The sequence below is a fragment of the Pseudoalteromonas sp. APC 3224 genome (assembly GCF_030407535.1).
In the GTDB taxonomy this organism is placed as follows: Bacteria; Pseudomonadota; Gammaproteobacteria; order Enterobacterales; family Alteromonadaceae; genus Pseudoalteromonas.
On sequence record NZ_JASDDF010000007.1, the window covers coordinates 74,375 to 91,071 of the forward strand.

Sequence of the window (16,697 nt, forward strand, 5' to 3'; positions counted from 1 at the left end):
TTTTAACCCTAAAAGTAGAAAAGTTAAGCATACCATCTTAATATATCTAAATATTTACACTGATAGCGTAGTTATTAATTGTGAAAAAACTAACAAAAGAACAAATCTATAAACGTTTAAACAATGAAGAAGACGCCCGAGCTTGCAAAGCCATCGACGACAATGCCTGTCAGGAAGTACCCGGTAATTTTATTATTTTACTCATTAGCCAGCTGTTTAGTAAGTTTGCTGATGCGCTACTCAACCCCAAAATAACGCTGCCATGGTTAATGCAAAGCTTAAATGTACCAGCGAGTTTTATTACTTGGTTAGTACCAATCAGAGAATCGGGTTCATTGCTGCCCCAACTTGCTATTGCTAACGTTATTCGCAAACTCCCCGTTCGTAAATGGGTATGGGTAATAGGTGCAGTGATGCAAGCAGGATGCATTTTAGCCATGGTTGCGGTGGCGTTTACCCTCAAAGGCGCACAAGCAGGCTACGCCATTATTGGCTTATTAATTTTATTTAGCCTTGCTAGAGGGTTTAACTCTGTCGCTGCAAAAGATGTGCTGGGCAAAGTTATTCCTAAACAGCAACGCGGTAATATTAGCGGGCTTGCTGCAAGTATTGCCGGTTTTGCTACATTAACGTTTGGTCTCATGATGTGGTTTTTTTCACAGCAAAAAGATCAAGATATTGTGATCATCGCTTTACTACTGGGTGCCTTGATGTGGCTGATTGCCGCGTTTTTTTACGCACAAATTAACGAATATAGTGGCGCTACCGAAGGGGCAAATAATGGTCTATTGCATGCGTTTTCAAAGTTAAAAATTTTGTACCAAGATAAGCAATTTGCGCATTTTGTTATTACACGTGCCCTACTGCTTTGTTCAGCATTGAGCGCTCCATTTTATATTATTTTAGCCAGTAAACAGTCGTTTGAATTTTCTTTACTTGCCACCTTTATTGCCGTTTCCGGCTTTGCAAGCTTAGTCTCAGCGCCGATTTGGGGACGCTTAAGCGACTTATCTAGCCAGCGAGTGCTAGTACTCAGTGCCACTTTGGTTACCATTAATGGGCTGGCTGTATTTGTTATTGCAACTTGGTATAACGAGTTGCTACTAAATTGGTGGGCTATGCCTATTTTGTACTTTTTACTCTCAGTTGCGCACCAAGGAGTACGCTTAGGGCGAAAAACGTACCTCGTCGATATGGCAGAGGGTAACAAACGCACCGATTATGTGTCGGTTAGTAATACCGTTATTGGGGTTTTATTACTGATGTTGGGCAGCATAGGCTTATTAGAATCGTTTTTATCAACCGCAGAGCTTATTTTGCTTTACAGCGGATTAGGGTTTTTGGGTGCAATGAGTGCACTGTTTTTACCAAAAACAGAGTAAATAGCGTACTGTTTAACCTAATGTAATTAAAGCGCTCACCTTTAAAGTTGTGGGCGTTTTAATACAAACTTATCTTTGGTGGTGCTAAAGTAATCGCCGCCCATTTTACCTACTGCATCTAAACGTGTCGGATCTATGTAGCCATTTACCAACGTGGCGTCATCTATAAAAATTCCCACTACATCTAAGAGCATCATTTTGCCACCGCTTGGTTCATCTGAAATAGTGATCACTTCTCGAAGCTTACATTCATAGCGTACTTTTGAAGCTGCAACACTCGGCGGATTAACTAACTGGCTTGGGACTCTCTCTATGCTGGCCTCATCAAACTCACTGACATTATTAGGGTAATTAGCGCAGCTTTGGTTCATTTGCTCTACTAAGGCATGACTAACAATATTAACCACACATTCTTTGGTGGCTAGTAAATTTGTCAGTGTATCTTTATTGGCTTTATCGCTGGGGTTAACTTGAGTAACACTTAGCACTGCAGGCTGACAACTTGCTACGGTAAAAAAAGAGTAAGGTGCAATATTGCTTACCCCCTCATTACTTAGGGTGCTTATCCATGCAATCGGTCGTGGACTAATACCGCCAACTAAGTAGCTATAAACAGAGCGGTTGTTGTTTTGAATTAAATCTAAAAACATTATTTCTCACTTTTAAGTTAAAAACTAAACCCTAGTACTAGGCAATACGTACTCATAGATTGGATCTTCATTAATACTACACCGTTAGCAAATAGTTTAATTTCATGCGCCAAAAAATAAACATTGTCTGGTTTAAACGCGATTTACGCTTAAGCGATCATCAACCGCTTAAGCATGCGTTTAGCAATGGGCTTCCAACATTATTGCTGTACAACTTTGAGCCGCTGTTACTCGAAGATGCTCATTATAACGAGCGACATTGGCGCTTTGTGTATCAGTCACTATGTGATTTAAACCAACAACTTGATCGCTTTAATAGCTGCGTGTACATATTTAAACAAAATATGCAGTCGTTGCTTGAAGAGCTACTCACCCAGTTTGAAATAATTAATCTCTTTAGTCACCAAGAAATCGGCTTAAATAATACATTTGAGCGCGATAAAGCGATTAAAGCATGGTGCCAACATAATCAGATTAACTGGTTAGAGTCACCAACGGGGGCTGTCATTCGGGGTAAAAAAAATCGCAATAATTGGAATGAATGCTGGCAACAAACAATGCAAGCGCCAATTGCCATCCCAGATTGGAAACACATTAAAACAGTGACACTCACACACTACCAATCGCCAGAATTACCAGACAGTTACACAGCTGACGATGACAACTTTCAACTCGGAGGGCCGCGACTTGCACGCGATGTTATGCAGAGTTTTTTTGCCGAGCGCGGTAAAGGCTATCAAAAAGGGATCTCTAGCCCGAGCTTGAGCCGCACGCATTGCTCTAGGCTTTCGCCCTATTTAGCTTGGGGCAATATTAGTCTTAGGCAGGTGTATCAAATGGCGATAGACGCATACCATTCAACCCATCCCGATAAAAAAGGCTGGAAGCGTCCGCTTGCAGCGTTTATCTCTCGCCTGCATTGGCATTGCCATTTTATGCAAAAGTTTGAAAGTGAATGCAGCATGGAATTTAAAGCCTTAAATCCGGGTTACCATGCATTTCCGTATCGTGATGACGCTAAGGTTACTAGCGATATTGAACGCTGGGCACAGGGGCAAACCGGTATTCCTATTATTGATGCCTGCATGCGCTGTTTAAAAGCCACCGGTTATATTAACTTTAGAATGCGCGCTATGCTGGTGAGCTTTGTAACCCATCATTTAAATATCAGCTGGCAACAGGCAAGTTTTCCGCTGGCTAATTACTTTTTAGACTTTGAGCCAGGTATTCATTATCCGCAAATACAAATGCAGGCATCGGTTACTGGCATTAATACTATTCGCCATTACAACCCCATTAAACAATCTGAAGATCAAGACCCAACCGGCGCATTTATAAAAAAATGGTGCCCCGAACTTGAAAAGCTCCCCATTGAATATTTACATCAACCCTGGCAGCAAACGCCTATGGAAGCGCTATTTAACGACTTTAAACTTGGTGAAGATTACCCAGAGCCGATGCTTGATTTAACTCGAGCATCTAAAGAGGCACGCGAGCGATTGTGGCAATACCGAGAGCGTAGCGATGTTAAACGTGCTATTCATGCCATACTAAAAAAACATGTAGCCATCACTCCCTCGGTACGTAAATCCAAAAAGCAGTCAGGCAAATAACTATGGCACATAAAAAACTAACCCTACCTGAAAAAATATGCCCTGTGTGTAATAAACCGTTTGCGTGGCGTAAAAAATGGCAACGAGACTGGAATAACGTTATTTATTGCTCAGAGCGGTGTAAACGAAATAAAGAGTGATTGGCGTTTATCTTGCAACTTCCATGTTACTACGTACATTTTTAAGCAATTATCGGATTATTTTACATACAACTGATATCAATGCTGAAAAATTTACATTAGGGTCTGTTGACCTTTGCGGATTAATATTTGTTCTAACTAGGGGCAATTTAATCGCGGCGCGAGGTTTGTAACCTAGTGGGCTAAGTAAAAACCGAGCAACAAAGAGTTAATTGCCCCTAGGCAGAACCTTCGGGCAGCTTCTGTTTGGCATTAATGCAGCGTTATCGCCTATTTATGGGGAATAACCACACCATATAGGCTCTGCCTTGCCTAAATACCAAACAGACTGCTGCAAATTTAACCTTGAAAGGTAAACAGACCCAAATCGCAACAAGGAGAACATGATGACAATTAAAAAAACGGCAAGCTCAAATTGGTCTGGCGATATTAAAAGTGGTAAAGGCACTATATCAACTCAAAGTGGTGCTCTCGATAACCAGCCGTATGGGTTTAATACTCGCTTTGAAGATAAGCCCGGCTCTAACCCGGAGGAGCTAGTTGGTGCAGCCCACAGTGCTTGCTTTAGCATGGCGTTATCGCTAGCGTTAGGAGATGCGGGTTTTACTGCTGACGATATAAGCACCAAAGCGACAGTAAGCTTAGATGAAGTAGACGATGGCTTTGCGGTGAGTGAAATCGAATTGGTAGTTAATGCAAAAATTACTGATATTTCCAATGAGCAATTTCAAGCCCTGTGTGAAGACACCAAAAAAGGCTGCCCCATTTCAAAACTACTCAATACCAGCATAAAGCTAACGGCAACACTTAACTAATTTTGTAAACCAGTTATACTTTTGCGTAGCAGTAAGATTATGTTTTAGCATAACCTTACTGCTAATTTTTCATGAATTAAATAAAAACTTTATTATGAGTTATATTAATGTTTACTAATATAATTATGTAAAATCTCAATACTTTGTTAGGATTATAAGAAACTTAACCACCTTTAAGTGTGGGTTAAATACAAAGGTGGATGCATGAACGAAAAATCACAAAGTTGCGAAAAAGTATCTTGTAGCAACTGCGCTGATTCTAGCGAACTAGATTTTGACTTTACTATGGCATTTCAGCCTATTGTAAATTGTCAGAGCAACACTACTTATGGCTATGAAGCATTGGTTCGTGGTTTAAACAACGAGTCGGCTTTCTCTATTATTTCCCAAGTAAACGACGACAATCGCTATACCTTTGACCAACTATGTAGAATTAAAGCCATTGCACTTGCCTCTAAGCTAGGCATAAACACCATGCTAAGCATTAACTTTTTACCCAACGCTATTTATAAGCCTGAGCGCTGTATTCGTACAACCCTAGAAGCGGCTAAAAAGTACAACTTCCCTACAACTAATATTATGTTTGAATTTACTGAAGTTGAAAAAATAGAAGACAGCAGCCACGTTGAGCGGGTTGTAAGCTACTACCAAGAATTAGGCTTTAAAACAGCTACCGATGATTTTGGCTCAGGCTACTCTGGATTAAACTTACTAGCTGACTTTCAAACAGATATTATTAAACTCGATATGGCACTTATACGCGATATCGACAAAGACACAAAACGCCAAACTATTGTGCGTAACTGCTTAAATATGTTCAAAGAGCTAAACGTAATGGCACTGGCTGAGGGCATTGAAACAGTTGAAGAATATCACTGGCTAAAAAGTGTCGGCATTGAATTAATGCAAGGCTACTTGTTTGCCAAACCAGGCTTTGAGTGCTTACCAGACGTTAATTTTCAATAACATTTAGTTGTTATAAAAAAACCGCCATCAAGGCGGTTTTTTAGTTTTTGCTATTGGTTAATTACATATTACCCAGCTCTATCATCATTGCGGTGTACATACGTAAATTAAGTGCTAGTTGCTCAAGCGTAATAAATTCATGCTCTGAGTGACCTGTATAGCGTTTACCCGGCATTGATGGGCCAAACGATACGGCATTATCAAACAATTTAGCGTTAGTACCACCTCCAATAGAGACAAAATCTGCGCCTTGATCACCAGTAAAATGTTTAAAAATATCAAGTAACTTTTGTGCATGAGGTGCGTCATCAAGCAGCATAGGTGTGCCAATGGTGGTTTTAACATTAGTTAATGTTACTTTATTATCAGCTTGCCATTGGGTAAGCGCACTATTAATTTGCTGCTCTAGTAAGTCAGCCTCTTTACCCATAGGACGACGAGCATTAACCGCTAACGTTAGGTTATTACCGTCTCGTTCAATAACTGTGGGCGCTACCGTCATTGGCCCCATAAAGTCATGCTTATACGCAATATCACCAAATTGTTTACCGTGAATATCTAGGCCAATTAACTGGTTTACAAACTTAATGAGCTGACCGTCGCTGTTGTTTTCAAGCTCAACGGCTTTAAATAGTTCAGCCAAATAAGCAATGGCGTTAACACCTGACTCTGGCTCAGATGAATGTGCCGACATGCCTTTAACACTAATTAAAGTTCCATCTGTTTGATCATCAAAGGTAAACTCTACTCTCTTAAGTGCCTTAGCTGTTTGTTTTAATTGAGCTACTAATTCAGTACTCGCATTATGCAAAGTTAAGCTGGCATCTTCAGGGATTTGGCTAGCAAAGGCACCACCCGTTACATTGCTTACATACACATCGGTTTGTGGTGATGTTGCATCAAATGTTGGCGCAATTAAGCTCCAGCCTTTTTCAGCAACCACCACGGGATATGAGGCGTCAATTGTGACTGCATACTTTGGTTGCTCATAGGTTTTCATAAATTCGGTTAAAGGCCCCCAATCAGACTCCTCCGCTAGGTAAACCATCAGCTCAATGCGGTTATCAAGGGTTATGCCTTTATCTTTTATGGCTTTCATCGCATATAAAGCGGTGGCTATAGCGCCTTTATCGTCTTCGGTACCTCGGCCAACTAATTTACCCGGCTCTGAGGTATCAATAATAAATGGGCTTTGTTTCCATTTGCTGGCGTTTGCAGGTTGTACATCGCCGTGAGTCACTATGGTTACTTTTTCTTTTTGCTCACCCATGCCTATGAGTACGGTATAGCCTAAATCTTGGTAGTCAAAGCCAAGTTCAGCGGCTTTCATTTTTAATAACGCTTTAAAGCCTATAAAGTCGGGGTTTTGTGGTGCGCTGATCTCACTTTTATTAACCGTAGGAAACGATACTAAATTAGTAAGCGTATGCACCTGTGCATTTTGATAGTTATTAACTGCGTAATCGGCCACGCTTTCACTGTGTTTATTTAATTGTGCATGAGCGCTAAATGCACATAAGGCAATACTTGCTAAAGCTAGCTTGTTCAAAACAGATTCCATTTAATTAACAACAAAGAGCATTAATTATAACCTCCTTGTAAAGTGACAAACAGCGCTTTGCGGCAGACCCACAAGCAAAGCTTATAATTTATCTAACAGCTTTGAACAAGATGCCTGTATAATGCGCAGCTCAAAATTATAGGGTTAATCATGAATCGCAGAAAAAAAATCGTTACTAAGTTTCAAAAGAAAGATAAGCGCGCTAATGCCAAGCTGCATAAAAGCAACAAACCGACCTATGTTTCAAAAGCAGAGCGCGCAAAGCTTGCTGAGCAAGATGCCGAACAAGCAATTGAGCACGGTGCTACCGAGGTAGTGCAAACAAGCGCTTAATCGTTATTGCGATAGGGTGAGAGGCTTAAATTGAGTGTTAAAAAGCTTAAAGTGAGCCAAATAACGAACCGCCACATAGCAAACTACCCCACTTGCCACAATCAATTCAAACGTTGCTAAATACTGTATTTGCTTAACAAACTGCAAATCAATTCCCACTGTATGCATCCATGCGGCGAGTTTAAATAACGCAGTAGCACCAATAACCATAGGGAAAGTAAAGGCAGCGTAACCTGGGCAAAATGGACGGCGCAGTAATTTAAAAAATGCGACGTAAATTATAAAGGTCATCAGTACCGCAATTCCAAATAACAAGCCAATAATAACCGGTGACGGCTCGCTGATAACTGTAAAGTAACCAGCTAACGATAAACTTGCTGGCGCCGCTAAAATAGCCAATGTAGGTTGTGCAGCATCAGGAATGTGCGCAGCAAAAATGATCCGGTAAATCATCATAGGCAACATAACTGCATACATCAGCATGCCAAAATAAAGCGCCCCTTGTGCTAAAAATAGCAGAGCCGGATTCCCTGAAAACGCGACATCGGCAACAATGATCCCAACCGGCGGTACAAACCAGCTTGGCACCATATGCTCAATTTTAAATTCAATCACGCGATGAGCAATAAAGCTTATTAAAAATACCAAATGCAATAAAAATGCACCAACCCAAAGCAAATCTCCCGCAAGGGAGTAAAACTGCCCTAAAGAATTAGACACCACTAAAGTAGCCATAGCAAAAGTAGGCACCACACTTCCCACAACCGGATGGGCTAAATCGGCTTTAAGCAGCTGAGGATGTAATAAAAACTTAAGTGTTAACAATAGCAATAATACGCTCGCAATAGCGGCACCGGTATATTGTGCTACGCCATTTAGGTTAGCCATACTCTCCCAAGCCCAACCTAGGCTGGCAATACCTAATGCCAAACCGCCCATTGGTGTTGGTGCACCAGATACTTTTGTTTTTATATGTTTAAACATCTCTATTCCACCCTGTGGTTGTAACTTACAGAGAAGTTTACGCTTGCATTTTGTTAAGTTAAATCTAATTATATAGAACACACGTTCAGGTAAACTAAACATAGCATAATGAATATTTCACTTAAGCAACTTAAAGTATTTGTCGGCATAACCCAGCACAGCACCCTTACAGCAGCGTCTGAATCATTGTTTCTATCTAAAGCGGCGGTGAGCATGGCGCTTAGCGAACTTGAAAAGCAGTTAGGCCATCCATTATTTGATCGTGTAAATAATCGGTTATTATTAAATCAAGAAGGGCAAAAACTACTGCCCCTTGCTGATGAACTATTAAATCGGGCAAATACTATCGATAACTTATTTTTAGACAACGCCCCTGCCAGCGGAACTTTAAAAATTGGTGCCAGCGACACGATTGGTAATCATGTATTGCCTGCTTTGTTAAGCAACTTTAGAGCGCAGCAACAGCATTACTCGCAACAAATACTGATTTCCAATTCGACGCTTATTTGTCAAAAACTTATAGATTACGAGCTCGATATAGCACTTATTGAGGGCCAAGCCCATCAAAGCGATTTAGTCTCTAATGTATTTAGCCATGACGCCATGTGTATTATTGCGCCAATAAACCACCCACTGACTGCAAAAAAGCAACTTAGCTTCAACGACTTAAATAGTAGCCAATGGGTATTAAGAGAAACTGGTTCAGGCTCGCGTTCCTTCTTTTTACATAGCCTTGCGCCACAAATTAAAAATTGGACGCAAAGCGTAGAGCTCAATACCACTGAAGCGCTTATAAACTGTGTAGCAAATGGCTTGGGTTTAGGATGTTTATCATCACTTGCCGCGCAATATGCCCTAAAAGATGGCCGTGTTACACAGCTTAATTTAAACCACCCCATGCAAAGGCAGTTTTGGCTAGTGATGCATAAAGACAAATACAGAAACCCGCTGTTAACGCAATTTATAGATTTTTGTCACAAGCAGTAATGTATGTATTTAAAGTATAAATAAGTAACGATTTAATAGGCTTGTTGTTTTAATTAGTTAAATTCGCTTTAATGGAAAAGTAATTCAGAGGACAGCTTAAAGCTACAAACAAGTACTAATTTACGTCAGCAAGGTAGTTAACTGAAATGCTACTGGTACGTAAAAATTACAGCCAAAATCACATTACAATGATTGTAATGCAAACATAGGTTATCAAGACGATGAAAAAAATGGTTTTAGTCCTAACTTTACTCATGACAGGCTGTAATGAGAATAATTCTGAAACAAAATGGCAAGGTAGATGTTTTCCTAATAAGTACCTTTCAGAAGCAAGTTTTATTAACTCAAATAAGGGTGACAACGCACTTGATAAGGAATTATCAAAGGCTCCTATTTTGTTCTTTCCAGCTAATTATGTTGTTCAACATATAAAGAAGTTTCAGCCCGTTGACTATCAAAATGATGAAAGCCCATTGAATAACTTTATATCGGTTAACCTGCTGCCTCATCGAAAGCTTGAGCGTAATGTTAATGCTAGTTTTTTTAATACATTCTCTGATGCTAAAGATCTGTATATTCCTGTTGAACATGAAAAATATAGTTTCACTTTATATACTAAATCGGAAAATACTTTTTTGTATTGGGGTAGCTGCGAATATAGCGCGGTAGATAATTATAGCTGCTTTAGAGATATAGAGTTCGAAAATATCAACATTAGCTATTTAGTTAATCAAGATAATATTTCAATCCATAAAAAGATTGATGACTTTATTATTGAGCATTTAAATAATTGGCAATGTGAATAATAGTTTAAATATCATACAAACCAGCTTCAAACAGCTTGATTATTCAATATACGCTCTTAGAAAAATGGCAATAAATCGTCAGACTCGATTAACCTAAAATCGAATCTGACGGCTTATACTAACTTACTCTATCATCTTAAAACGCGTAACTCATGGCTAAATTTATAGAGCGCCCCTGCCCTGCTAATTGATTAAAGCCCTGCGACATGTCTTGTTTAAACTCAGCAATACTTACGCCACCAAGTGGTAATTGATAATACTCATCAAGCAGATTGGTAATATCAACACTCACGGTAAGTGCATCCCAACTGGCTTTTGAGCTTAAATTAAGTAAATGGTACTGCTCAGTTTGGTTTTCTAGGCGGTTGCTATCTACGCGAGTTTTACTATCGACCCACTGCCACGTGAGTGCGTTTTCAAAGCGGCCAACTTGCTGGTTAATGGCAAATTGGGTTTGCAGCGGCTTGATTTGATAAAGCGGCTGATTGGTATCATCGCGCTTACCACGGGTGTTGGTAATATTAGCTTTTAACGACCAGCTACCATACTGCTTAGACTCGTGCAGTGCTAAAACCGCATCTAGCTTTACACCATAAAGCGTAGCATCTACGTTATTAAACATAAGTACATTACGGGTATTGGCAGCAAGCGCTGTGCGGTTAAAGCTTCTTACTATGTTGGCATCAATATAGTCATTCACGTCGCTCACCCACGCATTAGCACTTATACGCCAGCTGTCGTCTTTTGCCATGCGGGTGTACGTGCTACTGAGCGTGTGCGCGGTTTCTGGTTTAAGGCTTATATTACCAATATAGCCATTGCCATCGCCATACCATCCAATCATGGTGGTGGCCATATTACCTACGCCCCAGCTGTAGCGTTCGTATAAATTAGGCGCACGATTTTTACGGGCTAAGCCAATTTGTAGTTCGTCGTTATTGCTTAGTTGATAATTAATCAGCACGTTTGCATCAACTAAATTATCTGTTTGTTTTTTGCTTTGGTTATTAAACTTTTTAGCCGCCATTGCATCGCTTGGCATCGCCATAGCCATTGCATTCATTGCAGCCATGCCTGCATTATATGCTTGTACATCATCAGTGTTGGTCATTACATTTTCAAATCGAATGCCTGCATTTAACCACCAGCGAGTACTTAGTTGGCTTTCATATTCTCCAAGCACTGCAATACGCTGACGTCGGCCATTATTAATATTTTTATAGTCATTTGGTCCCATCATCATTGAGCCCTCAACTGCAGGCCACCAGTCATCTAATTTCATGTGGTGATACTCTTGCGCGAGTAGTAACTGGCTGTTGTTATCAAGCGCTAGTCGCCATTTTAACTGGGTGCTTATATCCTCAGCATCAGTTTTCATGGGCATTTTTCCGGTTTTTTCTGCGCTAAAAAATCCCATTTCATGCTTTACGTTATGCCAATTTAACTGCGCTTCAAGCTCACTGTTTGTAAAAGCACGTTGATACTGAGCAACAGCGCCATAGCTGGTGTTATCTGTCATATCCATATATTGATTAGCAAAGCCTTGATAGGGTATTTTTTGATGGCTTAGCTTAACCACTAATTGTTGCTTATCATCGCGCATGGCAGCACTTAAACTATGGTTTTGCGCGCGGTATAGGGTATCGAGCACTAAATCGCCGTTACCATCTTCATAGCTGTTAGCATCGCTAAACGCACCTTGATAATTAAAACTGAGTACATCGCTGGCAATGCGCATACCTGCGCCGACCTTTTTGGCGTTATCAAGGGTGTTGTACTGGGCTGACACATAACCTGAATGCCATGCAAGTTCGCTGTTTTCACTGTACTGAGGTGAAACAGAATTAACAGCAATCACACCTGCAATATTATCGCCTCCCGCGCTTACTGGAGAAACACCTGCAACCACTTTGTAGCTACTAATTTGATTAGCTGAAATATAAGACAGTGGCGGGTTCATTTGGTTAGCACAGGCGGCGGTGATTTGCGCCCCATCAACCAGTACCGCCACTCTATCGCCCATTAAACCATTTAAAACAGGTAAATTGGCCATGCCACCAGCAGCAGAAAAGTCCACTCCTAAATCGGTTAATAGCGATTCAGATGAGCCTAATGATAGGTGTTTATTTTGTGCTTGGCCGTGCACTTCAATCACTTCAATTGAGGTGTCATCTGCAAAAGCAACTGGCGATAATACGCTACTTATAACAAGCGCTAAAGGGGATAATAAATAAGAGGTTAAAGAATTTTTTTTATCAGTCATTATTGATTTACCACAAAATTTTTGTGGGTAAATTATACGTGCTGTAGCAATCTAAAAAGCGCGACATATTGTCGCACTTTGTTAATTTTTAACCCTGTTCGTCGTCAAAAATATCTTCTATTTTTAACTCAAACAACCTTGCTGCTTTAAAGGCCAGTGGCAAGCTGGGATCAAACTTACCTTTTTCAATCGCATTAATGGTTTGGCGAGAAACATCAAGCAGTTCGGCCAACCTTGCTTGGGTATAGTTATGCTCGGCTCTTAATACTTTTAATCGGTTTTTCATTCATCACCTGCACAATAGTGTTTGTTAAGTACATACACGCTAATTAAATACACTGCCCCCATTAAAAACATTAAATCGGGTATCTGTGCTTTAAAATCAATTAAGCCACTCAATTGCAAATTAGTGTACGCAAGCCCACCTACCAATATTGCACCTAGGGTAAACCCCATGGCACTGAGATGTATTTTTTGCATCAGCTCATCCATCCCCTGTAAGTAACGCTTGTTAGCCAAAATCATTACAATGCCGGCTATTACATTTACAACTATAAAAAAGCCGCTAATTATCTCGGCGCGATCCCAAATTAATGTCGGGCCAAAGCTACATAACGCTAAGGTAAGTAACCAAATCAAGGTACATTTAACCAAGTAGCTAGTATTTTTAATTTGGCGTTGTTTTAAATTTAATTCTGTTTTCATTGCTTTAATCCTATTTGAAAAGTAATGCTTACTTTACAAATATCATTCATACCATACAAAAAGTCAAGTTAGCATTACATTTAAATCTAATATATCTTGTTTTTAATGAGCGAGTGGCTTGCAAGCCCATATAAACCAGCCTTTCGTTTGCTTAAGTTAAATTTTATTCATCTTAAACTATGGTTTAGACCATGACGGGAGGAGGCTTTTAATTTAAAATGCCAGCCTCTTTATTCCTCATTCCCATATTCAATTTTAAATAAACGTGTGTGTTGTATTTTTTAAACGTACAGGCGTTTTGTTTGCTATTAAATTTTATTCAATACCTTCAAGGATTTTACATGGCCGTTGATACTACATCGCCGTCGAGTCAGCCCAATAGAGCCGCTATTTTAGTTGTACTTGCGCTAGGCACCTTTATTTTGGGTTTATCTGAATTTTCTATGATGCCTATGTTGCCATTAATTAGTGAAGCATTTGGTAGTACCCCATCACAAAGTGGTTATGCCATTAGTGCTTATGCTCTTGGAGTGGTTGTTGGCGCGCCTATTTTAATGTTGGCAACAGCAAACATGCGTAAACAAAAAGCGCTGTTACTATTTTTAAGTTTAATGTGTATTGCTAATAGCTTAAGCGCCTTAGCTAGCTCATTAGAGCAACTTGTACTGTTTCGGTTTTTAAGTGGTTTACCCCATGGCGCATATTTTGGCGCAGCCTTGTTATTGGCCTCAGATATAGCGCCTACTGGAAAGCGTGCTAGCTTTATGTCAAAAGTATTTATGGGGCTGACAGTCGCAACCATTGTAGGCGTACCCGTAGTAACGCTCGTTGGGCAAAATTTGAGTTGGCGTTATTGTTTAGCCGGGGCAGGTGTACTGGCGTTTATTGCCTTTATTTTTGTTTATTACGTGGTACCCAATGTTAAAAATACTCAAAAATCTAATTTACTAAACGAGTTAGGGGTATTAAAAAATAAACTGGTTTGGTCTATTTTGGGTATTGTTATTATTGGTTTTGGTGGCGTATTTTGTATTTATACCTACGTGGCCGACACTATTTTAGATGTAACCCAATCACCCGCCTATACTATTTCAATTGCGATGGTGATGTTTGGTATTGGCTCCACACTCGGTAATTACATACTAGGAAAAGCAGCCGATAAATCGGCAATTAAAACCACGGGACTAACCCTTGCCTCAACTATTATTTTTGCATTTGCGTATGTAAGTGCCAGCTATAATATTTACTTACTTTATCTGGTGATCTTTTTTATTGGCTGTAGCTTAGGGCTTTCTACTTTAGTGCAAACACTGTTAATGGATGTATCGCCCAATGGCCATGCCATGATTGGTGCTCTCGTACAATGTGCTTTTAATATTGCTAATGCAATTGGCCCATGGGTAGGCGGCATTGCTATTGCACAAGGGGCACAACCAAATCAAACCGGGTATGTTGCAGGAGTATTATTTTTGGGCGGGTTATTTATGTGGTGGCTTAGCTTTATACAAATAAACAATAAAAGCGCAAAACAAACGGCTGCAGCGTATTAAGTATAAAAAGAGCCGCGTATAGCGGCTCTTGTTATATTCATTATTTTAATTAATTATACGTCAATCGACGCCATATCAATAACAAAACGGTAGCGCACATCTGAGCGTTCCATGCGCTCATAAGCGGTGTTAATTTCATCTATATTGATCATTTCACACTCAGGTAATACATTGTGCTCACCACAAAAATCGAGCATTTGCTGTGTTTCTGCAATGCCACCAATTAAGGATCCTGCCACTCGACGACGACCCATTAACAATGGCACTGTGTTTAGCTCATCAACAGGGCCTACTTGGCCAACAATCACTAACGTGCCATCAATATCAAGTAGCGGTGTATACAGTGATAGGTCGTGCTTTACCGGTATAGTATCAATGATCACATCAAACGCTGATTGTGCATTTTTCATTTCATCATCGTTGTTCGATACTAAATAGTGCTGTGCACCTAGCTCAATAGCATTTTCTTTTTTAGATTCAGTGCGGCCAATAACCGTAACCGTTGCCCCCATTGCCACAGCATTTTTAACCGCCATATGGCCAAGCCCACCAAGGCCGACAACTGCAACACGGCTGCCTTTTTTAACACCCCATTTATGCAGCGGTGAGTAAGTAGTAATGCCAGCACACAATAAAGGCGCAACGCGAGATAGCTCTAAATTTTTAGGTACTGAAAGCACAAATTCTTCACGCACCACTACATGCTTAGAATAGCCACCTTGAGTCATTTCACCATTTATTCTGTCTTTGCCACTGTAAGTGCCAACCATGCCTTCACGACAAAATTGCTCTTCGTGATTATGACATTGGTCGCAGCTTTGACATGAGTCAACCATACAGCCTACAGCAACGGTATCGCCTTGCTGATATTTAGTAACATCGCTACCAACCGAAATTACTTTACCAACAATTTCGTGCCCTGGTACTAATGGGTAGTTACTGCCACCCCAATCGTTTCGCACTGCGTGTAAGTCTGAATGACAGACACCACAATATAAAATCTCTATTGCTACATCGTTATTTCGTAAATCGCGGCGCTCAAAAGAAAACTCTGTAAGTTCAGAACCTTGGCTTTTTGCTGCATATCCGACTGTTTTCATAATAACTCCATAGTTTATTAAAATTTATAACTCACACAGTATGCATTATCAGCTCTGAACATGAACTGACGTAGCAACTGCAAAAAACCCAGCATAATGCTGGGCTATTTTTATCAATTACTGCACCACAACGGCGTTTAACTCGTCAATCAACGTTTTAATACGCTGGGCATTTTTGCCTAAATCGCTTTTACCAATGCGAGATTTACTGCGTATGTCTACCACACGCTTACTGCCTTTGTCGTTAATACGCACCACAACATCATCTTTAAAGCCAAACCAAGTTGTGGTGTCTGTGGCTTCAACAATGCCATTATTAACATCGCTATTAACCAGTTCCCAACCAAGGTTTTCCATGGCTTTTGTTGTAGCTGCCACTAATTCTAGTTGCGTTTGGTTGTACTCGAGCGATTTTAGTTCTGGGTATGCTTTTCGTTGTTGCGCTGCCGTTTCTTCTCCCGCGTATGCAACAGGATTAGGTGCATCAGCACGCAAAGGCACAACCGCAACAAACTCAGGAGGGTTAATTAAATCGGTAGAAATATCATGAATTGGCGGAACACTTTTTGCTGTATTCATCATGTTAAGCGGCATTGCAATAGCAACTGCTGCAAAAATAACAGTGATCAGTGCACTGGCTAAGCTCACTGTTTTACGCATAAATAGCACTTGAACTAATAATAAGGCTAATGCTGCTCCACCGACATACACACCTAATCTAAAACCGGCAAAAGCAGTGCCTAGTTCAACGATATTAAATTTATAAAGGGGTCCCGGTAGTACCACCATTAAAAAAGCGATAAGCCCAACTAAGCTCACTAAATATTTCATTGCCTACTCCG

17 protein-coding genes are annotated in these 16,697 nt (G+C 40.3%); 9 read left to right on the forward strand and 8 right to left on the reverse strand.

The genetic code is table 11. The features are described from left to right. The first annotated feature begins 80 nt into the window (after positions 1-80). On the forward strand, positions 81-1,382 hold the full coding sequence (locus QL989_RS05250) for an MFS transporter (RefSeq protein WP_178955470.1): 1,302 nt from the start codon (positions 81-83) through the stop codon (positions 1,380-1,382). A gap of 41 nt (positions 1,383-1,423) precedes the next feature. On the opposite strand, the gene QL989_RS05255 is transcribed toward QL989_RS05250, so the two are convergent. Next, the gene (locus QL989_RS05255) at positions 1,424-2,032 is read right to left on the reverse strand and encodes a flavin reductase family protein (RefSeq protein ID WP_010391228.1); all 609 of its coding nucleotides are present in this window, start codon (positions 2,030-2,032) and stop codon (positions 1,424-1,426) included. A 104-nt stretch (positions 2,033-2,136) separates the two neighbouring features. Between QL989_RS05255 and QL989_RS05260 the strand changes: the two genes are divergently transcribed. The 4 genes from QL989_RS05260 (at position 2,137) to QL989_RS05275 (ending at position 5,566) form a co-directional block, all read left to right on the forward strand. After that, positions 2,137-3,645, forward strand: a complete 1,509-nt coding sequence (locus QL989_RS05260; RefSeq protein ID WP_290168824.1) for a deoxyribodipyrimidine photo-lyase — start codon at positions 2,137-2,139, stop codon at positions 3,643-3,645. A gap of 2 nt (positions 3,646-3,647) precedes the next feature. Then, complete coding sequence (locus tag QL989_RS05265) at positions 3,648-3,785, forward strand: DUF2256 domain-containing protein (protein WP_290168826.1); 138 nt, start codon at positions 3,648-3,650, stop codon at positions 3,783-3,785. A gap of 386 nt (positions 3,786-4,171) precedes the next feature. After that, the gene (locus QL989_RS05270) at positions 4,172-4,600 is read left to right on the forward strand and encodes an OsmC family protein (protein WP_138607614.1); all 429 of its coding nucleotides are present in this window, start codon (positions 4,172-4,174) and stop codon (positions 4,598-4,600) included. Positions 4,601-4,804: 204 nt separating this feature from the next. After that, complete coding sequence (locus QL989_RS05275) at positions 4,805-5,566, forward strand: EAL domain-containing protein (protein WP_138607612.1); 762 nt, start codon at positions 4,805-4,807, stop codon at positions 5,564-5,566. A 61-nt stretch (positions 5,567-5,627) separates the two neighbouring features. Here QL989_RS05275 and QL989_RS05280 read toward each other — a convergent pair whose 3' ends face one another. Further along, positions 5,628-7,115: a dipeptidase gene (locus QL989_RS05280; RefSeq protein WP_290168832.1), complete on the reverse strand. Its 1,488-nt coding sequence runs from the start codon at positions 7,113-7,115 to the stop codon at positions 5,628-5,630. 162 nt (positions 7,116-7,277) lie between these two features. Between QL989_RS05280 and QL989_RS05285 the strand changes: the two genes are divergently transcribed. Then, a complete protein-coding gene (locus QL989_RS05285; protein WP_178955460.1) occupies positions 7,278-7,460 on the forward strand; it encodes a DUF2986 domain-containing protein in 183 nt (60 codons plus the stop codon). Between the two features lie 3 nt (positions 7,461-7,463). Here QL989_RS05285 and QL989_RS05290 read toward each other — a convergent pair whose 3' ends face one another. Further along, positions 7,464-8,444 carry a TDT family transporter gene (locus QL989_RS05290; RefSeq protein WP_290168833.1) on the reverse strand — a complete coding sequence of 327 codons (981 nt, stop codon included), beginning with the start codon at positions 8,442-8,444 and terminating at the stop codon, positions 7,464-7,466. Positions 8,445-8,552: 108 nt separating this feature from the next. On the opposite strand from QL989_RS05290, the gene QL989_RS05295 reads away from it, so the two are divergent. Together QL989_RS05295 and QL989_RS05300 are read left to right on the forward strand one after the other, a co-directional pair. Next, entirely contained in the window at positions 8,553-9,431 is an 879-nt protein-coding gene (locus tag QL989_RS05295; protein ID WP_290168835.1) for a LysR family transcriptional regulator, read from the forward strand. Positions 9,432-9,652: 221 nt separating this feature from the next. Then, positions 9,653-10,237 carry a hypothetical protein gene (locus tag QL989_RS05300; RefSeq protein WP_290168837.1) on the forward strand — a complete coding sequence of 195 codons (585 nt, stop codon included), beginning with the start codon at positions 9,653-9,655 and terminating at the stop codon, positions 10,235-10,237. Between the two features lie 136 nt (positions 10,238-10,373). On the opposite strand, the gene QL989_RS05305 is transcribed toward QL989_RS05300, so the two are convergent. The 3 genes from QL989_RS05305 to QL989_RS05315 form a co-directional block, all read right to left on the reverse strand. Further along, positions 10,374-12,500, reverse strand: a complete 2,127-nt coding sequence (locus tag QL989_RS05305; RefSeq protein ID WP_290168839.1) for a TonB-dependent receptor — start codon at positions 12,498-12,500, stop codon at positions 10,374-10,376. An 88-nt stretch (positions 12,501-12,588) separates the two neighbouring features. After that, a complete protein-coding gene (locus QL989_RS05310) occupies positions 12,589-12,786 on the reverse strand; it encodes a helix-turn-helix transcriptional regulator (RefSeq protein ID WP_008108814.1) in 198 nt (65 codons plus the stop codon). Then, positions 12,783-13,205: a hypothetical protein gene (locus QL989_RS05315; protein WP_010391213.1), complete on the reverse strand. Its 423-nt coding sequence runs from the start codon at positions 13,203-13,205 to the stop codon at positions 12,783-12,785. Before QL989_RS05315 ends, QL989_RS05310 begins: the two co-directional genes overlap by 4 nt. Before the next feature lie 341 nt (positions 13,206-13,546). Here QL989_RS05315 and QL989_RS05320 point away from each other — a divergent pair, with 341 nt between their 5' ends. Continuing rightward, the gene (locus QL989_RS05320; RefSeq protein WP_198522288.1) at positions 13,547-14,755 is read left to right on the forward strand and encodes an MFS transporter; all 1,209 of its coding nucleotides are present in this window, start codon (positions 13,547-13,549) and stop codon (positions 14,753-14,755) included. Positions 14,756-14,808: 53 nt separating this feature from the next. Here the strand turns inward: QL989_RS05320 and QL989_RS05325 are convergent, their stop codons facing one another. Together QL989_RS05325 and QL989_RS05330 are read right to left on the reverse strand one after the other, a co-directional pair. Next, entirely contained in the window at positions 14,809-15,855 is a 1,047-nt protein-coding gene (locus QL989_RS05325) for an NAD(P)-dependent alcohol dehydrogenase (protein WP_290168844.1), read from the reverse strand. 117 nt (positions 15,856-15,972) lie between these two features. Continuing rightward, on the reverse strand, positions 15,973-16,686 hold the full coding sequence (locus QL989_RS05330; protein ID WP_109875575.1) for a DUF1499 domain-containing protein: 714 nt from the start codon (positions 16,684-16,686) through the stop codon (positions 15,973-15,975). Between the last annotated feature and the right edge of the window lie 11 nt (positions 16,687-16,697).